Annotated in this window: 18 protein-coding genes; 12 read left to right on the top strand and 6 right to left on the bottom strand. The window is 72.2% G+C overall.

Going from position 1 to position 18,784, the window contains the following annotated elements:
* Positions 1-83 precede the first annotated feature (83 nt).
* Entirely contained in the window at positions 84-1,001 is a 918-nt protein-coding gene (locus tag D4740_RS11720; RefSeq protein ID WP_119836245.1) for a cation diffusion facilitator family transporter, read from the bottom strand.
* A 129-nt stretch (positions 1,002-1,130) separates the two neighbouring features.
* A complete protein-coding gene (locus tag D4740_RS11715) occupies positions 1,131-1,415 on the bottom strand; it encodes a YtxH domain-containing protein (RefSeq protein ID WP_119836246.1) in 285 nt (94 codons plus the stop codon).
* A gap of 234 nt (positions 1,416-1,649) precedes the next feature.
* On the opposite strand from D4740_RS11715, the gene D4740_RS11710 reads away from it, so the two are divergent.
* Positions 1,650-2,414 (top strand): VIT family protein, encoded by a 765-nt coding sequence (locus D4740_RS11710; protein ID WP_205570073.1) that lies wholly within the window; start codon positions 1,650-1,652, stop codon positions 2,412-2,414.
* 93 nt (positions 2,415-2,507) lie between these two features.
* Here the strand turns inward: D4740_RS11710 and D4740_RS11705 are convergent, their stop codons facing one another.
* The 4 genes from D4740_RS11705 to D4740_RS11690 all read right to left on the bottom strand — a co-directional run bounded on the left by D4740_RS11705 (position 2,508) and on the right by D4740_RS11690 (position 8,077).
* A complete protein-coding gene (locus tag D4740_RS11705) occupies positions 2,508-3,632 on the bottom strand; it encodes an App1 family protein (protein WP_119836416.1) in 1,125 nt (374 codons plus the stop codon).
* Positions 3,633-3,648: 16 nt separating this feature from the next.
* On the bottom strand, positions 3,649-5,049 hold the full coding sequence (locus D4740_RS11700) for a glycosyltransferase 87 family protein (RefSeq protein WP_396027234.1): 1,401 nt from the start codon (positions 5,047-5,049) through the stop codon (positions 3,649-3,651).
* Positions 5,050-5,213: 164 nt separating this feature from the next.
* Positions 5,214-6,449 carry an MFS transporter gene (locus D4740_RS11695; RefSeq protein WP_119836249.1) on the bottom strand — a complete coding sequence of 412 codons (1,236 nt, stop codon included), beginning with the start codon at positions 6,447-6,449 and terminating at the stop codon, positions 5,214-5,216.
* 80 nt (positions 6,450-6,529) lie between these two features.
* A complete protein-coding gene (locus D4740_RS11690) occupies positions 6,530-8,077 on the bottom strand; it encodes a hypothetical protein (RefSeq protein WP_119836250.1) in 1,548 nt (515 codons plus the stop codon).
* Positions 8,078-8,284: 207 nt separating this feature from the next.
* Between D4740_RS11690 and D4740_RS11685 the strand changes: the two genes are divergently transcribed.
* The 11 genes from D4740_RS11685 to D4740_RS11635 all read left to right on the top strand — a co-directional run bounded on the left by D4740_RS11685 (position 8,285) and on the right by D4740_RS11635 (position 18,712).
* Positions 8,285-9,205 (top strand): PP2C family serine/threonine-protein phosphatase, encoded by a 921-nt coding sequence (locus tag D4740_RS11685; protein ID WP_119836251.1) that lies wholly within the window; start codon positions 8,285-8,287, stop codon positions 9,203-9,205.
* A 115-nt stretch (positions 9,206-9,320) separates the two neighbouring features.
* Positions 9,321-10,256 carry a DUF2993 domain-containing protein gene (locus D4740_RS11680; protein ID WP_119837095.1) on the top strand — a complete coding sequence of 312 codons (936 nt, stop codon included), beginning with the start codon at positions 9,321-9,323 and terminating at the stop codon, positions 10,254-10,256.
* 236 nt (positions 10,257-10,492) lie between these two features.
* Positions 10,493-11,833, top strand: coding sequence for a MoxR family ATPase (locus tag D4740_RS11675; RefSeq protein WP_119836253.1), 1,341 nt, complete (start codon positions 10,493-10,495; stop codon positions 11,831-11,833).
* A gap of 14 nt (positions 11,834-11,847) precedes the next feature.
* Positions 11,848-12,936: a DUF58 domain-containing protein gene (locus tag D4740_RS11670; RefSeq protein ID WP_396027235.1), complete on the top strand. Its 1,089-nt coding sequence runs from the start codon at positions 11,848-11,850 to the stop codon at positions 12,934-12,936.
* Positions 12,937-12,938: 2 nt separating this feature from the next.
* Complete coding sequence (locus D4740_RS11665; RefSeq protein ID WP_119836254.1) at positions 12,939-13,460, top strand: alpha-amylase; 522 nt, start codon at positions 12,939-12,941, stop codon at positions 13,458-13,460.
* On the top strand, positions 13,460-14,506 hold the full coding sequence (locus D4740_RS11660) for a VWA domain-containing protein (RefSeq protein ID WP_259390711.1): 1,047 nt from the start codon (positions 13,460-13,462) through the stop codon (positions 14,504-14,506). Before D4740_RS11665 ends, D4740_RS11660 begins: the two co-directional genes overlap by 1 nt.
* On the top strand, positions 14,503-15,585 hold the full coding sequence (locus D4740_RS11655) for a VWA domain-containing protein (protein WP_259390712.1): 1,083 nt from the start codon (positions 14,503-14,505) through the stop codon (positions 15,583-15,585). Before D4740_RS11660 ends, D4740_RS11655 begins: the two co-directional genes overlap by 4 nt.
* Positions 15,582-16,499, top strand: coding sequence for a tetratricopeptide repeat protein (locus tag D4740_RS11650; RefSeq protein WP_119836256.1), 918 nt, complete (start codon positions 15,582-15,584; stop codon positions 16,497-16,499). Before D4740_RS11655 ends, D4740_RS11650 begins: the two co-directional genes overlap by 4 nt.
* Positions 16,500-16,594: 95 nt before the next feature.
* Positions 16,595-17,113, top strand: coding sequence for an NUDIX domain-containing protein (locus tag D4740_RS11645; protein WP_119836257.1), 519 nt, complete (start codon positions 16,595-16,597; stop codon positions 17,111-17,113).
* A gap of 45 nt (positions 17,114-17,158) precedes the next feature.
* Positions 17,159-17,896, top strand: a complete 738-nt coding sequence (locus D4740_RS11640; RefSeq protein WP_119836258.1) for a TetR/AcrR family transcriptional regulator — start codon at positions 17,159-17,161, stop codon at positions 17,894-17,896.
* Positions 17,897-18,058: 162 nt separating this feature from the next.
* Positions 18,059-18,712, top strand: a complete 654-nt coding sequence (locus tag D4740_RS11635; RefSeq protein WP_119836419.1) for a M50 family metallopeptidase — start codon at positions 18,059-18,061, stop codon at positions 18,710-18,712.
* Positions 18,713-18,784: the final 72 nt, after the last annotated feature.

Genomic DNA, 18,784 nt, shown 5'->3' with positions numbered 1-18,784 from the left:
GTTGGCTGCGGACCGCGGCAGCGGAGCGCGGCCATAGGCTGGCTGGTACGCGTGGACCCGTTGGCGCTGGGACGAGCCGGTCCCTAGACGTCAGCGACGTCCTCGTAGGACTTGGGGTCCTCGATAGGCTCCAGGTGGGCGGAGACCCGCAGGATGGGGTCGGCCGCGACGAGATCATCGATGAGCCGCTCGGTGAGGTCGTGGCCCTGCTTGACGTTCCAGGCTGCGGGGACCAGCACGTGCAGGTCCATGAAGCGCCGCGAGCCCGCCTCGCGCACTCGCACCGCGTGGAAGTCGATGGTGCCCGGCTGACGGTAGCGCTCCAGCACGTTATCCACCCTCGCCAGCGTCTGCGCGGACGGGGCCGCGTCCATGAGCCCGGCCACCGACTCCCTGACCAGCGCGAGCCCGGTGCGCATGATGTTGAGGCCCGCCAGCAGGGCCACGACGGCGTCGAGGACCGGGGCGCGGAAGACGGCGACCAGGCCCACCCCGAGCAGGACGGCCGCCGAGGTAGTGACGTCGGTGGCTAGGTGCCTGGCGTCGGCAACCAGGGCCGCAGAGCGCTCCTGACGGCCCTTGCGGTACAGGACCCAGGCCACGGCCCCGTTGACGAGGGAGGCCGCGACGCAGACAACCAGCCCCGTTCCCAGCTGCTCGGGCATGCGGGGGGAGACCAGCCGCTCCACTGCGGAGACGACGATGAGGGCGGAGGCGGCGAAGATCATGACGCCCTCGACAGCAGCTGAGAAGTACTCGGCCTTGGAGTGGCCGAACTGGTGGTCGTCGTCGGCCGGGCGGACTGCGATCCGCAGGACGACAAGCGTCGTGACGGCGGCGACAAGGTTGACCACGGACTCCGCCGCGTCGGAGAGCAGACCCACGGACCCGGTTAGCCAGGCGGCCATACCTTTGAGGGTGATGGTCGTGACCGCGGCGCCGACCGACAGCCAGGCGTAGGGGCTGAGGTCCTTCGGCGGAGCGTAGCGAGGTGGGCGCACGCCGCGATCCTCCCGGCTCACCCACGCCGACCGCAACCAGGGTTTCGGGAAGCCGTAAGCAACCTGGAGGATCCCCAGCGGCGACTACGCTGACGCTGACCTGCGCCAGCCAGGCGTGCGCCGACTAGACTAGGTGGCTGACGGCGTGGAGGAGGAGCCTGCTGAGCCTGCTGAGGAGGGGCCGAAGAGCCTGTCCTTGACGGCATCGGCTACCTTGTCCGTCACGGCTTCCCCCTGAGCACGGACCGCCTGGCTGACCCGGGCGGAGGCGGTGTCGATCTTCTGACGGACGAAGGGCTGCTCGGCCACCCGGGCCGCCGCGGCCTTGATGCGCTCGTACTGGGCACGTCCCGCCCGTGCCCCCAGGACGTAGCCGACGCCCATTCCGATGGCGAAGGGGATCTTTGTGGCCATGCGTGCCTCCTGGGCTCGTTGTGGCTGGACAGGTGCCGACTGGTCGCCTGTGTCCGCCGGGGGGCGGGCCAGCTGCTCGGGTGGGTGGGCGCCTCCTGTGCGCCCTGCTCCAGCCTACCGCGTCGCACCTGCTCCCACCGGGTGGCAGGCAGTGCCAGGCGAGGGCAGCCGAGCCTTTGTAAGGTAAGTTAACCTTTGCTATACAAGGGAATTTATCATTTCTACCATAGTGCTATGAGCGCTTTTGAGATGCTGGCACCCGGTAGGCGCGGTGAGCACGACCTGGAGGGCGCGGCCGCGTCGAACCAGGTGTCGCAGGCCTCGCAGCTCGCCTCGCGCCTCAACTGGCTGCGTGCCGGGGTGCTGGGGGCCAACGACGGCATCGTGTCGGTGGCCGGGCTCGTTGTCGGGGTCGCTGCCGCCAACCCGGGCGCGACCCGGGTGATCCTCACGGCGGCGGTCGCCGGCGTCCTGGCTGGCGCGGTCTCCATGGCGGCCGGGGAGTACGTGTCGGTATCGACCCAGGCTGACACCGAGCGGGCTGAGGTCGGCCGGATCCGGGCAGGGCTGGCCCACGACCCCGACGCGGGTCTGGCTGACCTGGCCTCCCGGTACCAGGACAGGGGGCTGAGCGCGGCCACGGCCCTCCAGGTGGCCCGCGAGCTGACCGCCCACGACGCCGTCGCCGCCCACCTGGAGGCGGGCCCGGGCCTGCGGGAGGACGACTACACCAGCCCCTGGGCGGCAGCGGCGGCGTCGGCGGTGGCCTTCGTCCTGGGGGCGGCCCTCCCGGTGCTGACGATCCTGGTGGTCCCGTCCCCGCTCGACGTGCCCCTCACCATGGCGGCAGTGCTGGCGGGCCTGGCGTTGACCGGCTGGGTCTCGGCCCTGCTGGGGCACGCCCCGGCGGGACGCGCTGTGGTGCGGGTCGTGGCTGGCGGGGCGCTGGCCATGGGGGTGACCTGGGGGATCGGCAGCCTCGTCGGCACAGCGGTGTGAGCCTTCCCGGCGCCCACAGCCGTGGGTCGACTGCCTGTGCCGGGCGTCTCCTGCAGGCGTTTCCGGGGGCCTCTCCCCCCGGGAGCGTGCGTCTCAGCGCCCGTCCACCAGCTCGGGAGGCAGCCGCCTGGCCAGGTCGTAGCCGTCGGCCCCCACGACAACGGGGACGTCGGCCTCCGCGAGGGTGCGCGACTCGGGGCTGATCCCCATCTGGGGGACGGCCAGGCCGCCAGCGAGCACCTGCTGCGCCGGGGTCAGCTTCCTGATGGCCACGGCCCGGACGCGCTCGGAGTGGTGCCGGGCCGCCTCGCCGTAGATGAGCGGGTCGTGCTGGCCGTCGTCGCCCACCAGCAGCCAGGACACCTCCGGCAGGTCGATCATGAGGCGACGCAGCTCGGTGCGCTTGTGCTCGATACCTGAGCGGAACCAGCCGGTGTTGGTGGGTCCCCAGTCCGTCATGAGCTTGGGTCCGTCAGGGAACCCGTGGCGCTGGAAGAAGGATCGCAGCGTAGGCAGCACGTTCCACGCACCGGTGGACAGGTACATCACCGGCGTTCCTGGGTGGCTGGCCTGGATCCGGGTGTAGAGCTCGGCCATCCCGGGGACGGGCTCGCGGGAGGAGGTGTACTTCACCAGCTGGTTCCATGCGGCCACCAGGACGCGGGGCACGTGGCTGACCATGGCCGTGTCATCGATGTCGGAGACGATCCCCAGCCGGGGGCCGGGTGGGACGACGAGCACCCTGGCGCGCACAGTCCCGGCTCCCGCCGCGTCGATCTCGACCGTGTGCCAGCCCGGCTCCAGGTCGTGGCCGCGCACGACGACGTCGACGTAGCCGCCGCGGTCCGCCCGGGTGCGCACGCTGGTTCCCCCGGCACGTACCGTGACCGGCAGGTAGGGGACGGGGGCGTCGATGAACAGGCGCCACCCGCGCTGGGCCTCCATGAGGCTGGTGACGGCCATGTCACGGGCCTGGGCCGCAGTGGTCGGCAGGGTCTCGGGCAGGGAGCTGAGCAGCGGCCCCTCGCTGGGCGCGTCCTTGGGACGCATGACCATGCGGGCCAGGACCCGCACCATGGAGGTTCCTGCGGAGCCGGAGGTGGTGCCGTAGCCGTCGTAGGGGATGACGCGGGGGTGCCATCCCCTGTGCCTGAGCACGGGGATCAGGTCGCGGTGGAACTGGTCCTCGACAGCGCGGGGGACGGCGGAGAAAGGCACAGGCACAAGGGGCATCCTAGGGGCAGACTGATTCTCCTGACTCCTGGGGGAAGAACTCCGCGTCAGTGCCACGGTGCCGACGGCTCAGTACCTGACCAGAGACGAGCCACAGGACGGCACCACTTCCCAGCGCCCACCAGGTGTAGCTCGAGCCCACCAGCTTGGCCCAGGCGGGCCAGTCCTGCTCCACGTGGTTCTGCTCGGGGAACCACCAGTGCGCCGCCAGGAAGAACACGACGGCTCCTGCGACGGATGCGGCCAGCAGGCCCGCGGAGCGCCACCGCCAGGCGGCTGCTACCAGCGACACGAGTGCCGGCAGCGCCCACACCCAGTGGTGCGACCAGGAGATCGGGGAGACGAGCAGCCCCAGCACCATGGTCACGCTCAGCTGGAGGGTCACGACCAGGCCCCGGGTCGGCGGTAGTAGCAGCGTGGTAGCCGTCGGCGCTGCTGGCGCGCCCGCTGACGCTGCTGGACTACCCGCCGGTGCCAGGGCGTCCAGGCGGCGGCACAGCAGCCAGGCGCCCAGGACGGCCAGGGTCGTGCCCAGCGCCCAGGCGGGGGTCCACAGCGACTCGGGCAGCGACCGGGCGACAGCCCCCTGGATGTTCTGGTTGCCGGAGAAGTCGCGGAACCCGGCCCGGCCGGTATCCCACATGGCCCAGGTGAAGAAGTCCCAGGTCTCCTCGGGGCTGGCCAGGGCCGCCAGCAGGGTCGCCCCGGCTGCGGAGGCCACCATGGTCGCGGCGCTGCGCCACTGCCTGCCCGCCAGGAAGACCAGGACGGCCACCGCCGGGGTCAGCTTGACTGCTGCGGCCAGCCCGCTGAGCACTCCGCGCCAGCGCGACTCCTCGGGCAGGACCAGCACGTCCACGGCGACCAGTGCCATGAGCACGGCGTTGACCTGCCCGTACTCCATGGTCTTGGGGAAGGGCTCCAGGACCATGACGGCCAGCAGTCCCAGCCACGGGGCCAGGCTGCGCGCCTCCCGGGCGGACAGGGCGTGCGGGAGCCAGGCATCACCTGGTGGGTCGGTGCCCGGTGCCCGGGAGGAGGGGGTCACAGGCGGGGAGGGGGGAGGTCCTCCCGGCGGTGGACGGTCTCGCAGGGTGTGCAGGACGGCCCAGGCGGTCACCGCGGCACACGCAGGTGTTGCGGCTACGAGCAGGGCGGTGGCCCACTCGTAGGTGAGACCGGTCAGCGGGACGAGGAGCCACGCGGCCAGGGGGGTGTAGGTGAAGGGCCACAGCTGTTGACCGGGGTTGGCGTACCAGCGGTAGAGGTCGCCGCCGTCCTGCCACTGCTCGACGGCGGCGTAGTAGACGTAGGAGTCCAGCTTGAAGACCCATGAGCCCGCGTCGGTCAGGGAGACGTAGGCGGCGACCAGGAGGGCCAGTCGCCCTACCTCCTCGGTCAGGGGCGAGCCGAGGGCCCGGTGCCGGAGGCGCCGGGCCACCCGCACGGTCGCTGCCTCTGCTGCGGGTGCCGTCGCCTGCCTCCTCCTGCGCACCCGAGGAGTCTAGGGCATCGCCTTGCCCGGTCTGCGCAGTGGGCAGGACGACGCCGCTGCCGGCCCTCCTGTCACTGCCCCTCCAGGGTGCTGCGGGTACGTGCTCCTCGTAGCACCCTGGAGCCCGCCACCGCGGCTGCCACGGCGGCCCAGGCGCAGGCTGCCATGACCAGGTAGCCGCCGCGTGACCCGGCCGCGTCGATGACGCTGCCAGCAAGCAGGGCACCTAGGGAGACGCCGATGTTGAGCGCGGTACTGACCCAGGCCAGGCCCTCGGTCAGCTGGGAGGCAGCTACAGTCACCTGGATGATGTTGTTGCCGTTGACGACCGTAGGGGCGATGGCCGTCCCCGTGAGGACCATGAGCACGCTCAGGACGACGAGGTTGGGTGCCAGGGCGAAGGTGGAGGAGCCCACGGCCAGCGCGACCACTCCCAGGAGGAGCCGGGTCCGCAGCGGCCAGCCCCAGGAGCGGGAGCCGTAGGCGAGGGCGGCGGTCAGGGAGCCCACCCCCCAGGCGGCCAGGATGACCCCTGAGGCGGAGGCGTGCCCCTGCTCGGTGGCGAAGGCGACGGCGGCCACGTCGTTGGCGCCGAACATCGCGCCGGACAGGAGAAAGACGGCGATGACCACGATGACGGCCCCGTGACGCAGCACGCTGTGGTGCGCGGCGCCTCCTGGGGTCGCTGCGCGCCCCGGCCTGCCGTGGGCAGCGGGCTCGGTGGCACGCTGGGACAGGAACCACGAGCCGCCGCCGACCTGCAGGAGCAGGGCCGCCAGCCATCCCGAGGTCACCGGCAGGACGGGGGCGGTGCACAGGGCAGTGGCCAGGACCGGCCCGATGATAAAGGTGACCTCGTCCAGGGCGGCCTCCAGGGAGAAGGCGGTGTGGGTCTCCTGGGGGGTGCGCAGGATGCCCGTCCACCGGGCCCGCACCAGGGATCCCATGGACCCGGCGAGGGCGCCGGCCAGGACGGCCAGGGCGACCAGGACAGCCAGGGGCGCCCGTGCCCCGGTAGCTGCAGCCAGCCCGGCCAGTCCGGCTGCTGAGCCCAGGACGGCGGGCAGCATGACCCGTGACTGCCCGTAGGCGTCCACCAGCCGTGCCAGCAGCGGCGAGCCCAGGGCCACGGCCACGATGTTTGCCGCACTGACGAGGCCGGCGGCGGTGTAGGAGCCGTAGGCGTCCTGGACGGCCAGGATGGTGGAGATTCCCGTCATGGACACGGGGAAGCGGGCTACCAGGCCCGCAGCGGAGAAGGCTGCGGCACCCGGGTAGGCAAGGATCCTGGAGTAGGAGGTGGTCATCTGGGGCAGGAGGTAGTCATGAGGTCACCGCTGAGCTCGAGTGAGGTCACTGCCAGGGGACCCGGCCCAAATGTGTGGTGTCAGCGCTGGGTGGTCTCGGAGGAGGCCCGCGACAGGGTGAAGCCCTGGCCCGTGACCTGGCTCCAGCACTCGATGCCCTCCTCGGAGGAGGTGCAGGCAAAGGTGTCGTTCTTCGCCGAGGCGCCGTACTGGAGGCTGGCGCCCGTGCTGGCGAAGTCCTCCCCGCAGGACCCGCTGGCCTCGCCCTCGACGCCGACGGAGGCAGTGAACGGCTCGCTGGAGCCGCTGCAGGAGGAGTCGTTGCCCACGAAGTCGTGGTCGTTGATCGTGCAGGACACGGAGTCCTCCCCCAGCAAGCAGCTAATGTTCCCGCTGGGCGTGGTGAAGACGCTCATCTCCAGGGCGTCGTCAGGAGCGGGGGCGCTCAGGTCCGGGGACGGTGTGGCGCTGGGGGTGGAGGAGGCCGAGGCGGTCGCGCTGGGGGACGCCGAGGGCGCGGCCTGTGTGGCCTGCTGCGCCGGGGCGGTGGGCTGCGAGCCCTGGGCGCCGGTGGAGGAGTCGTTCTCCCCGCCGGTCAGGATCCAGGTCATGACGAAGACCAGCAGGGCCGCGACGATGGCGGCGAGGATCCACAGGAAACGTCCAGAGGGACTGTCGGAGGCGGTCTCCTCGGCCTCTGCCGTCCCCACGCCGAAGACCGTCGCCTCCGCCGCCTCGGCGCCCGGTGTACCCCCCGGGCGGGCGGAGGTCGCGGCGTAGCCGGCTGCGGCCGTGGTCTGTCTGGGCCGACGAGGTGGAGCGGGCTGGTAGGGCTGCCCAGGCTGTCCGACAGCAGCCGGGGCGCCGGTCCCCAGGGCTGCGGGGCGGGCGGAGGCGGCGGCGACCGCCTGCGTGGGCGCCTCGGCTCCCGGCCGGGCGGGGGCGTGTGCCGTAGGGACGGCGGGTGCGGGGGAGGTGGGCGAGTACGCGGGTATCGGCTGCTGGGCGGCCGTGTAGGGCGGAGGCTGCTGCGGTGAGGCGGCGGAGAAGGCTGAGGTCTGGGAGGCCTGGGAGGTCTGGTAGGGCGAACGTGGCACCGGCTGTGGCCGGGTGGCCTCAGGGTCGGAGGTCGGCTGGGAGGGGATAGCCTGCGTAGCCTGGAGGTGCGGGTCGGGGGAGGCTGCAGGACCTGAGGCCTGGGTGCTGGGAGCGCCCCCGGTGCCCGGGGCGACTACTGAGGGAGCGGCTGAGGGGCTGCCCTGCCCTCCTGCCTCCCCCGGGCTGCTTGCGCCTGCGCTCCCTACGGTACGGGCGATGGTGTGGCCTGCGGTGCTCGGCGTCGCGACGGGGGAGGTCGCTGCGGGGGAGGCCTGGGGAGGCTGAGGCAGGACCTGCGTGGAGGCGGTCACGGTCCCGCCTGCCATCCCGCTGGCACGGGCGGCGAGAGCGGCGTCGACAGCGGGGTCGTCCAGTGTGCCCAGCCACTCCAGCAGCGCGGGGTAGGTCCGCGGATTGGCTGCGATGTAGGGACGCAGGTCGGGGTAGTTCTGCGCCAGCTGGTGCAGGGTCTCCAGAGGTGCGTTGGGGTCTTGCGCGCGAGCGGTCAGCTCGTCCTTGGCCTGAGGCATCCTGGGTCCTTCGCTGGTTCGGGGTACAGGGCGTACCGGGCTCCTGGTGCGGCGTGCGCCGGGAAACGACGTCCTGGGGCGGTGAGGGAGCGCTGCGCTGGGGCGGCTCCCCGGTATTGTCGCACCCGGACCGTTATACGGTGACCCAAGGAGCGCCCCGGCGCAAGACCTCACCCTTTGTGATCTCACCTCCGAGAAAGGGAGCTGATGGCTGATCCCAGCGATCCCAACCGTGCCGTCCCGGCCTGGGCCGCCGGAGTCGTGGCTGGTGCGGCGACCGACGTCGGGCGCCTGCGTGTCGTCAACGAGGACGGCTACCTGGCGGTCAGCCCCGCCTTCGTGGTCGTGGACGGCATGGGAGGTCACGCCGCCGGAAGAGCCGCGACCCAGGCGGCACTGGGGGTGCTGTACAGCCTGGCTGGCAGGAGAGTCACCCGTGTCGAGGAGGTGCTGCGGGCTGTGGCTGCTGCCCAGGAGGCGATCGTGGACATCCCCTCCCACGCGGCCTTCCTCCCCGGGGCCACGGTGGCGGGGGCGGTGCTGGCCGACCTGGAGGAGCCTCCTGCCGGGCAGAGCGCCCCCGACGGCCGGACTCACCTGCCGGAGCCCGTGGCAGCGGGGAGTCCTGCGGGAGCGGGCACGCGTCTGACCTGGCTCGTCTTCAACATCGGGGACGCCCGCACCTACCTGTTGCGCGACGGCGTGCTCAGCCAGCTGACCCGGGACCACTCACAGGTCCAGGACCTTATTGACAGCGGCTACCTCACCCCAGAGGACGCCCGCGTGGACCCCCGGCGCAACATCGTCACGCGGGCCCTGGGCGGAGGCATTGCCGACTCTGCCGTCCCCGACCTGTGCACCGTCCCCGTGGAGGCCGGGGACCGTGTCCTGGTCTGCTCCGACGGGCTGAGCGACGAGCTGGACGACGACTCCCTGGCCGTGGTCCTCACGGCGGGCTTCCCCCCGCAACGCACGGCTGACCTGCTGGTCGCGGCCTCCCTGGAGGAGGGAGGGCACGACAACACCACCGCAGTGGTGGTCGATATCGTTGATGTCGCCGACGGCGGTCGTGCCCGCGGCGCTGCTGGCGCTGCCGGTGCTACCGGTGCCGCAGCCGCAGGTTCTTGACGGGAGGTGCCCGGGAGGGCAAGGATGCCGCCGGGGTCCTGCGACCCGCCCGGGCGCGTGGACCCCGACGAGCCGGGAGCGTGACGCGGCCCGTGAGTAATGGCAGCAGCCGACGGTGAGGGAGCGCAGGCACGTGGTAGCAGCAGGGCTAGACCCCCGGTACGGCGAGGCGACCAGGGCGGTGGGCGGCGACCCTACCCGGGGCCGTCCTCGTGCCGGTCGGCGACGCCGGTGGCCCGTCGTCCTCCTCGTGCTGCTCCTGGTCCTGGGAGGTGCCGGGGTCGCTGCCGAGCACTACGCCCGGGGTCGGGTGGAGACTGAGGTGCGTGACGCGCTGCCGGGCCTGAGCCAGGACGCCAAGGTCACCACGGAGGGGATCGTGCTGCTCCAGGCCGCTCAGATGTCGTTGAGGAGCCTGGACGTCACGGCTTCCAGCCTGGCCCTGGAGAGCGCAGGGGGCGCTGGGGCCGGGGGGCGTGGCAGTGAGGGCCAGGGCGAGGACCAGGGCGAGGACCTCAGCCTGGCCGACCTGAGCGTCTCGATGAGGCAGGTCGGGCTGCGCGCCCCGGTCACGGCTGCCAGCGTCGACATCTCGGCCACAGTTCCCTGGGAGCAGGTGGGTGCCGCGATGGAGGAGGCCTCCTTCCCGGGGGTCTCCTTCCCGGGGGTCTCCTCGGACCTCTTCTCGGGCACTGACGTCGCTGTGACCGCCGACCAGGTCGGCACCTCGGCCCAGGACCCGGGCTCCGCCACGGCGAGCGCCTCGATACTAGGGCAGGAGGTGGAGATCGGGCTCGTTCCCGCCGTCGGTGAGGACGGGGGACTGGCGCTTGACATCACCTCGGTCTCCCTGGGTGGTTCCCAGGAGGAGACGGGCACTGGTCTGGGGGCGGTCGGCGACCTGGCTGCCTCCCTGGCCCTGGAAGGGTCCCAGGTCGAGGTCCCGGCCGAGCTCCTGCCCGGCGGGCTGGGCCTGTCGGGGGCGATCGTGGCCCCGGAGGGGCTGCGCGTCCGCCTTGAGGGCGAGGACGTGGCGCTGTCACAGATGTGACCGAGCGCGCGCGTGGGGTGTCGCACTGTGCCCGGCGGTGTCGGGACGTGCCTGCGTGTGGCACGCTGGGGGCGCCCTGCCCGGGCGGCGGCTCCTGCCTGGTGCCTGCCGCGTGCTGGTGGGGCCTGGTCCTGCGGGCGCTCCTGCGCTGCGAGGACCAGCAGGCGCCGGTCGTGCGGGGCCTGCGGCAGCACGCGACCGGGCAACCGAGCAGACGCTGAGCACACAGGAGAGCCATGAGCACGCAGCCTGACCAGACAGGTCCCGCAGACCTGCGTCAGGGCTACCCGGCCCAGCGCCAGCCGACGGCCGGTACCGGTGGTACGGCAGGCGCGGCCGCCCCGAGCCAGGCCCCGTCGGCTAGGCCCGAGGCGGATGTGGGATACCCCGTCGGCCCTGCTGCCCCACCGGGCGCTCGGACGCCTACCGCCCAGCAGGCTCCCGGGACGGTGGCCCCGCCCGTGCCTGCTCCCGCCTCCCCGCCTGCTCCCCGGACCGCGCCTGCTCCCGCTCAGGGGGGCGGAGCTGTGACCCCGCCTACCCGCTCCCGGGTGCCCCAGCACGCAGGCGCCTCCTCCCACTCCCAGGGCTCTAGGGGGGTCACGGAGGCTGACATCCAGCGTGCCGGGACGCTGCTGGACCGTGTCGCCCGGATCTTCTCCCAGCGCGTCGTCGGGCAGGACCAGCTGCGCACCGTCCTGGTCACCACCCTGGTCTCGGGCGGCCACGTGCTGCTGGAGTCCGTGCCCGGTCTGGCCAAGACCACGGCCGCCCAGACCCTGGCCTCAGCGGTGTCGGGCTCCTTTCGCCGCATCCAGTGCACCCCCGACCTCATGCCCAACGACATCGTGGGCACCCAGATCCTCAACTACGCCACCGGCGAGATGACCACCCAGCTGGGGCCCGTCCACGCCAACATCGTCCTGCTGGACGAGATCAACCGCTCCAGCGCCAAGACACAGTCGGCGATGCTGGAGGCCATGCAGGAGCGGCAGACCTCCATCGGCGGCGTCGTCTACCCCCTCCCGCAGCCCTTCATGGTGCTGGCCACGCAGAACCCCATTGAGGAGGAAGGCACCTACGTCCTGCCCGAGGCCCAGATGGACCGCTTCCTCGTGAAGGAGGTCCTGACCTACCCGCGTCCCACCGAGGAGGTCGACGTCCTCGACCGGATCAGCGACGGCTCCTTCGACAGGCCGGTTGTCGAGGCACCGATCTCCACCGATGACGTCGAGTGGCTCCAGGCCACGGCAGAGCACGTCTACGTGGACCCGGTCATCAAGCAGTACATCGTCGCCCTGGTCAACACTTCCCGCGGGGGCGGCCCCCGCCCGGTGACTGGCCTGGACGCCCAGGTGCGGGTGGGCGCCTCGCCGCGCGGGGGCATCGCACTCATGAAGGTGGCCCAGGCGATCGCCCTGCAGGAGGGGCGCGGCTACGTCATCCCCGACGACGTGCGCCTGCTGCGCCACGCCGTGCTGCGCCACCGCCTGGTGCTGACCTACGACGCCCTGGCGGACGCGGTGGCCCCCGAGTCGATCATCGACGCGATCTTCGCAGCCGTTCCCACGCCGTGAGCCCCGTGACGACCGTGCAGCAGGAGACGCAGGAGGCAGCCCCTGGGCAGGACCCGGGGCCTGCGCAGCCCTTCTCCCAGCCCCGTTCGCCCAGTCAGGGGGGTCGGGCGCAGCGCCTGCGCGCCGCCCTGTCCCTGCCGACCCTGCGGCGGGCCACGGGGATGCTTGACGGGCGCCACAAGTCGGTGTTCCTGGGGCAGGGGCAGGACTTTGACGACATGTCCTTCTACCGTCCCGGCGACGACGTCTCCGACATCGACTGGAAGTCCTCGGCGCGGGTCGGCTACCCGGTTATCAAGCGCTACCAGCGGGAGTCCTCCGTGCCGCTGGTGCTGGCGGTGGACACTGGGCGGACCATGGCCGCCCAGACCCCCCACGGGGACGACAAGCGCGACCTGGTCCTGGGGGTCGCTGAGGTCTTCTCCTACCTGGCCCGTATGCGAGGCGACCCGGTGGGCCTGGTCGCGGGCGACTCCAGGCGCATGGTCTCGCGCCCGGCACGCTCGGGCGCCAAGCACGCGCAGACGCTGCTGGCCCTCCTGTCACGGGCACTGTGGTCCCTGGACGCCGAGCAGGGCGCCGGGCGAGATACCGGGTGGGATGCCGGGAGGAAGGAGGCCGTGGCACGGGGCTCCTCCCGCCCGCGGTCTTCGGGGGCGCCGGGTCTGGCTGCCGACGCCCCGGCCTCCAGCCTGCCAGTGGTCCTGGAGCGGGTCTCCCGCTGGCACCGGCGCCGCAGCCTGGTGGTGCTTGTCACCGACACCGCTCACCCCGGTGAGGACTGCACGGTCTGGCTGCGCCGCCTTCCCGCCCAGCACGAGCTGGTGGTGGTCCAGGTCGAGGATGACGACCCGCTGCGTGAGGGAGCTGGTCGGGCGCACGACGTCGACTCGGTGGCCGAGCTGCCTGCCTTCCTGCGTTCGGACCCCCGCGTGGCCGCGGAGGTCGGCCAGGCTGCTCTGGCCCGCCGCCAGGCTGCGGCCTCCCTGCTGGAGCAGCGCCACATCGAGTCGGGCGTGGTGGACTCCGGGCAGACTCTCATCGACTCGGTGGCCGAGCTGCTCATGCGGGAGCGGGCGGCCGTGGCCCGGGGGAGGAGGTAGCCGTGGAGGCTGTCCCCCCCGTCCTCATGCCGGCGTGGGTGGCGCTGGTAGCGGCACTAGGCGCCGCCGCCGTGGCTATCTGGCTGCTGCGCACCTTCCTGGTCACACGCCGCGACCTGTCCCTGGAGGTCGGAGACATCCCCATGGCTGCCGACGAGCGGCAGCGCTGGGGCGACCAGCTGACGACGATCACCTCCCGCTGGGAGGCCGGGGAGCTGGACCTGCGTGGGCTGCACCTGGAGCTGGCGTCCCTGGTGCGCGGCTTCGCCCAGGCCCGCTCCGGGCAGGAGGTGACCACGGCGACGGTCACCGAGATCCTGGACATGGCTGACACGAGCGGCCCCCGCGCCGTCATGGACAGGCTGCGCCGTGCCCGCCGGGAGGGACGTCCCGTGGACACCAACCCCCTGGGCTACGTGGGCGAGCTCCTGGCAGTGTGGGAGCAGCCCTCCTTCGACCGGGAGCCTGAGGCGGCCGCCCAGGAGGCCATCGACAGGGCGGGGTGGGTGGTCTCCCAGTGGTGATGCCATGGCTGTTCTGGCTGCTGCTCGTCGTGGCGGCGGCTGTAGCGGTGCTGGCGGCGGTCAGGCCGGGCGGGACCGGCCGCCGCAGGGAGGCGGAGCCGCCGCGACGGGTGGCTAACTCTGCGGGCATGTTTCTCCTGCCCCGGGTTCGCTCCCGCGTGCGCCAGCAGCGCTGGCTCCACGCCGGGGCAGGGCTGCTGGTCCTGATCGCGCTCCTGGCCGCAGCGGGGGTCTCGGCCCGTCCGGTCTCCGAGGTGGAGCGCTCTGACCGTCTGGCCAACCGCGACATCGTCCTGTGCCTGGACGTGTCCACCTCAATGATCACTATCGACGCCTCTGTGCTGGAGACCTTCTCCGAGCTGCTGGACTCTTTTGACGGGGAGCGCGTCGCCCTGGTGGCCTGGAACTCCACGGCCCAGACGATCGTGCCGCTCACTGACGACTACGACCTCCTGGGCCGCCAGATGGAGGACCTGGCCGACGTGCTGGACATCGACCCGGCCAACCCCACCTCCCGGCAGGTCACCGCCTACGAGGACGCGCTCAGCGGCACCATGAGCTACTCGGTGGTGGGCTCCTCCCTGGCCGGCGACGGCCTGGCCTCGTGCGCCATGGCCTTCGACAATCAGGGGCTGGAGCGCTCCCGCTCGGTCGTCCTCGCCACCGATAACCTCATCATCGACCCCGACGGGGAGCAGATCTACAGCCTGGCGGACTCCGTCCAGGTCCTGGGGGAGCGCTCCATCCGGTTGTTCTCTGTCTACGGGACCGATCCGGACCAGTACGACCTGTGGGTCACCGAGAAGACGCCGGAGGAGGCGCGTGGGGAGCTGGCGACGCTGACGCAGGACAGCGGCGGCCGCTTCTACGACGTCGAGGACTCCGGTACCGGGGGCGACATCGTCAGGCAGCTGGAGGAGACCCAGGTCGCCGAGCTGGCCGGGGGCGTGGAGACGCGCCGTACCGACACCCCCGAGCACCTGGCTGCCGTCCTAGGTGCGGCTGTGGTGGTTGTCCTGGTCCTGGCGGCGTGGAGGCGACTGTGACCCTTCTGCCGATGCTTCCCTGGCCTGTCCTGGCCCTGGCGGCGGTCCTGGTCGTGCTGCTGCTGTGGCTGGCGCGCGCCCGGCTGGACGGCGCCCGCGCCGAGCCTGCCGCCTACCGCTCCTGGTGGAGGCGGGTGGCGCTGGCCTGCCTGGTGGTCCTCATCCTGGTCGGCCCGGCGCTGCGTAGCACGGAGTCCGTCAGCGTCTCCAACGTGGAGGTCTACCTGCTGGTGGACCGTACCGGCTCCATGGCGGCGGAGGACTGGGCGGGACCAGCCCCCGACGGCGTGGCCAGCCCCGCTGCCACTCGCCTGGACGGTGTCAGGGCCGACCTGGCCGCTGTGCGCGAGGCCCATCCCTCTGCCCGCTACTCGATCCTGGCCCTGGACTCCGCCGCCGCCGTCGAGCTTCCGCTGAGCAACGACGTGGACGCGGTAGACGCCTGGGTGGGGTCGCTGACCCAGGAGGTCACCGACCGCTCTACCGGGTCCTCCCTGGATACCGCCCTGCCGCTGCTGGGCCAGACCCTGTCGCGCTCCTACGAGGAGGACCCTGACGCGATCCGCCTGGTCTATGTCCTGTCCGACGGTGAGGACACCGACGGCGGAAAGGGTGCCCAGGAGGCGGCCGAGGGCGGGTGGACGTGGCAGTCCCTGGCCGGGGTGGTGGACGGCGGGGCTGTCCTGGGGTACGGGACTGCCGAGGGCGGCCCTATGCGCTCCTACGACGGTACTGCCGCGACGGGCGAGCACACCGACGCGGACTACATCATGGAGGACGACGGTGGCCAGCCCGCTGTCTCGGTCATCGACGAGGAGCGGCTGGGCTCGGTGGCGACCTCCCTCGGGCTGGACTACCTCCACCGGACCGGGGGCAGTCAGGACGACCCGACGCAGGTCTTTACCGACATCGACCTGGAGGCGGTCGTGTCCGACGGGCAGGCCTCGGGCCGGGCCAGGCGCTACGTGGTGTGGCCGCTGGCCCTGGCCGCCAGCCTCCTGCTCGTGTGGGAGGCTGGCGATCTGGTGCGCGCCGACCGTCGGCTGCGTGCCCTGACCGCGGGGAGGACAGGGACGTGAGGATCCGACGGAGGGCAGGGGCCGGCGGCCCCGGCAGGCGGGACGGGCAGCGGCAGGAGGGGCCGGAGGACCCGGCGCGTCGCACGGCTCGCCTGCGTCGCCGTCGTCGGCTGCTGCTGGTGGGGGCGCTGCCCGCCACCGTCCTGGTGGTGCTGACGGCGTGGTGCCTGGCGGTGTTCGGTCTCACGCTGGCGGCCGGGCGGGCCTACACGGACGGCGACTATGAGACGGCCTCCTCCCGCTACCGCCAGGTGGCTGCGCTCAACCCCTGGCTGGAGCAGTGGCGCGTGCACTACAACATCGGTACCGCCCTGTACTCCGCCGGGGACCTCACGGGCGCCCAGGGGCTCCTGGAGACGGCTCTGGAGGAGGTGCCGCAGGAGGAGTCCATTGATCCCGAGACCGGCTACAAGCCCGCCGACTCCCCGGAGTGCCGAGTGCGCTACAACCTGGCCCTCACTCACCTGGCTCTAGCCGCCCAGGCCCAGGATGAGGGCGGGACGCAGGCCTTTGAGGAGCACGTGGGCGCTGCGGCCCGGGCTGCCGGGGAGTGTGAGGTGCCCTCGCCACAGTCCGCTGACGACCCCAGCCAGGATCCCAGCGCCTCCCCCTCTGGCACCCCCTCCGGGGACCCGGGGACGGCCGAGCCGCAGGAGCAGCCCTCCTCCGGCGGAAGCTCCGCAGCGACCCCGTCGCCGGAGCCGGGCTCCCCCACGCCGACGCCTTCTGCCGAGGCCTCCCCGCAGACCTCCTCCTCGGCGGGACCCTCCCAGGAGGCCTCGGTGAGCCCCTCGGCAGACCCTGACGACGAGCGGGAGCAGCGCCTGCGCAACCGCAACCAGGGATCCCCTGAGGGAGGCGGCACCGTCGTGCCCGGGGACGACCAGGACGGCTCCGACTACCGTCCCTGGTAGGTCTTGGCAGGACTTGCCAGGCCGGGCTGGGCGCTGCCAGGTCCTGGCAGGAACCTGGTGAGTGCTGGGCAGGCGTCAGCGGGTAGGCTCGGCGCGTGCCTGCCATCTCCCGGCTCTCCCGGCTTGTCGTCGCCGCTGCCGTGGTCGACTCCCTGTCTGAGCCCACGGCGCTGCTGTGTGCAGCGCGCTCCTACCCGCCCGAGCTAGCGGGACGCTTCGAGCTTCCCGGGGGCAAGGTGGAACCGGGTGAGACCCCGACCCAGGCGCTGGTGCGTGAGCTGGCTGAGGAGGTCAGCCTCACGGTGCGCCTGGGGACTGAGCTGGTGCCGCCTGCTGGCCGGGCTGCGGCCCCACCGTGCGCGTCTCCCGCCCAGCCGTCGGCTGCTGCATATGGCGACGACGCCCCGGCCTGGCCGGTGACCGCAGGGCTGCGGATGCGGGTGTGGCTGGCCGAGCCGGCTGACCACACCGACACCGGGACGGCAGGAACGAGCCACCAGCTGCTGGAGTGGACCGCCCTGGACGTAGTGACCGGCCTCCCCTGGCTTGAGGCTGACGTCGCAATCATTGACACCCTCTTGGAGGAGCTGGGGCGCCTGCCACGACGTTTTTGATGACGTTCCTAGCCAAGCCGTCATCTTGTGGGTTAGGCTGACCTCATGCCGAAGATTACGGGGGGCTCGCTGGCCGAGCACCGCAAGCGCACACGCAGCGCTCTGTTCGAGTCGCTCTCCGAGCTCCTGAGGCAGCGCAGCTTCGACAGGATCACCCTGTCGGACGTGGCCGCCCACGCCGGTGTGGGGCGTACCGCCGTCTACAACCACTTCACGGACAAGGAGGACCTCCTCCTGGCCCTCATGGACTACGAGGCCCAGCGCTACGCCGAGGAGCTCTCCCGCGCGCTGGCGGGCACCAGGGACCCTATCGACCGCCTGCGCGTCTACGTGCGCCAGCAGGCCCTCATCAAGCCTCATTACCACTTCCCCACCACCGGCCCGCTAGCGAGCTCGGTGTCGCGCAGCGCCGCCAGTCGACTGCGGGCGCACGGCACCCTTCTGACCCAGATGCTCTCCTCCATCCTGTCCGAGGCGATGGCGCAGGGTCTCATCCCCCAGCAGGACCCAGCCCACGTCATTCCCCTTATCCACGCCACGGTCATGGGCGGGCGCCCCACCCCCTCCGACCCGCAGGAGCGCCGCGCCTACCTGGACTCCCTGGACACCTTCGTGCTGCGTGCGGTGGGGGCGGCCCAGCCTGACCACGAGGTCCCGCGTATCCCCAGCCCGCACGGGACCGAGGCCGCTGACGCCCCCGGTAGCCAGAGCGGTCAGGTGAGCGGGTCCGCAGCAGCCTGCGGAGCCGCCTCCACAGCGCCCCAGGGGACTCAGGCAGGCTGAGGCAGCGGATCGGGCCGTGGTGGTACCGGTGCGCAGCCGCTCTGGCAGACTGTCCCCGTGACCCTGAGCCGGAGTGTGTCCTGGAACAGTCTTGCTGACCGTCTTGTTGACCGTCTTGCTGACCGTCTTGTCGACCACGCTGTCCCTGACGGCACCCCTGCCATGACCGTCCTGTGGGTGGCGCTGGTGGTGCTGGCTGTCGTCCTGACCTGGCCACCTGCCCGGCGCTGGGGCCGTACCCTGGTGACGATCGTCCACGAGGCAGGGCACGCGGGCGTGGGTGTCCTGGTCGGGCGGCGATTCCTGGGCTTCGTGGTGGACAGGGACCTATCGGGGCACGCGGTGACCAGCGGCCCGGTGCGGGGGCCCGGACGGGTGCTGACCACCTGGGCCGGGTACCCCGCCCCGGCGGTGCTGGGTGCGCTCGTGGCCCTGGCGGCGTTGCGCGGCTGGGCCGGGCCGGTCCTGGTGGCTGCAGTGGTGGTCATGGTGGTCCTGCTGGTGATGTCACGCTCCGTACGCACGGCTGGTCTCGTGATCCTGGTCGGGCTCCTGGCAGCGGCGCTGTGGTGGTGGGGAGGACCGTGGCGTGCGGGCGTCGTGGCGGGCACGGGGATGGCCATGCTCGTGGGGGCCTGGGACTCCCTGCGCGACGTCGCTGGCACCCGTGACCCGGGCCAGGACCACCGCACGCTGGCGCAGCTGACCCCGCTGCCCGCGGGGGCGTGGCTGGCGACGTGGTTCCTGGTGGACGCGGCGGCCACCGCGGCCGTCGTGCTTGCGGTGCGGGACCTGTGGCAGGTTCCGGCGCTGTGAGGCCAGCTGTGAGACCGGGGGAGGCCCTGAGGGTCTTCGCGGAGCCCTGCTGGGCAGTCAGAGGTGACGGCC

Origin of the sequence: Actinomyces sp. 2119, from assembly GCF_003591215.1 — a bacterium.
Classification (GTDB): Bacteria; Actinomycetota; Actinomycetes; order Actinomycetales; family Actinomycetaceae; genus Actinomyces; species Actinomyces lilanjuaniae.
Note: the sequence above shows the minus strand (reverse complement) of the source record. Positions and strands in the feature narration are given on the sequence as shown.

Bases quoted from the DNA above. Each gene is read 5' to 3' on its own strand.
- D4740_RS11715 (WP_119836246.1), bottom strand. From the start codon at position 1,415: ATGGCCACAAAGATCCCCTTCGCCATCGGAATGGGCGTCGGCTACGTC.
- D4740_RS11685 (WP_119836251.1), top strand. From the start codon at position 8,285: ATGGCTGATCCCAGCGATCCCAACCGTGCCGTCCCGGCCTGGGCCGCC.
- D4740_RS11710 (WP_205570073.1), top strand. From the start codon at position 1,650: ATGAGCGCTTTTGAGATGCTGGCACCCGGTAGGCGCGGTGAGCACGAC.
- D4740_RS11695 (WP_119836249.1), bottom strand. From the start codon at position 6,449: ATGACCACCTCCTACTCCAGGATCCTTGCCTACCCGGGTGCCGCAGCC.
- D4740_RS11660 (WP_259390711.1), top strand. From the start codon at position 13,460: ATGCCATGGCTGTTCTGGCTGCTGCTCGTCGTGGCGGCGGCTGTAGCG.
- D4740_RS11640 (WP_119836258.1), top strand. From the start codon at position 17,159: ATGCCGAAGATTACGGGGGGCTCGCTGGCCGAGCACCGCAAGCGCACA.
- D4740_RS11690 (WP_119836250.1), bottom strand. From the start codon at position 8,077: ATGCCTCAGGCCAAGGACGAGCTGACCGCTCGCGCGCAAGACCCCAAC.
- D4740_RS11635 (WP_119836419.1), top strand. From the start codon at position 18,059: ATGACCGTCCTGTGGGTGGCGCTGGTGGTGCTGGCTGTCGTCCTGACC.
- D4740_RS11675 (WP_119836253.1), top strand. From the start codon at position 10,493: ATGAGCACGCAGCCTGACCAGACAGGTCCCGCAGACCTGCGTCAGGGC.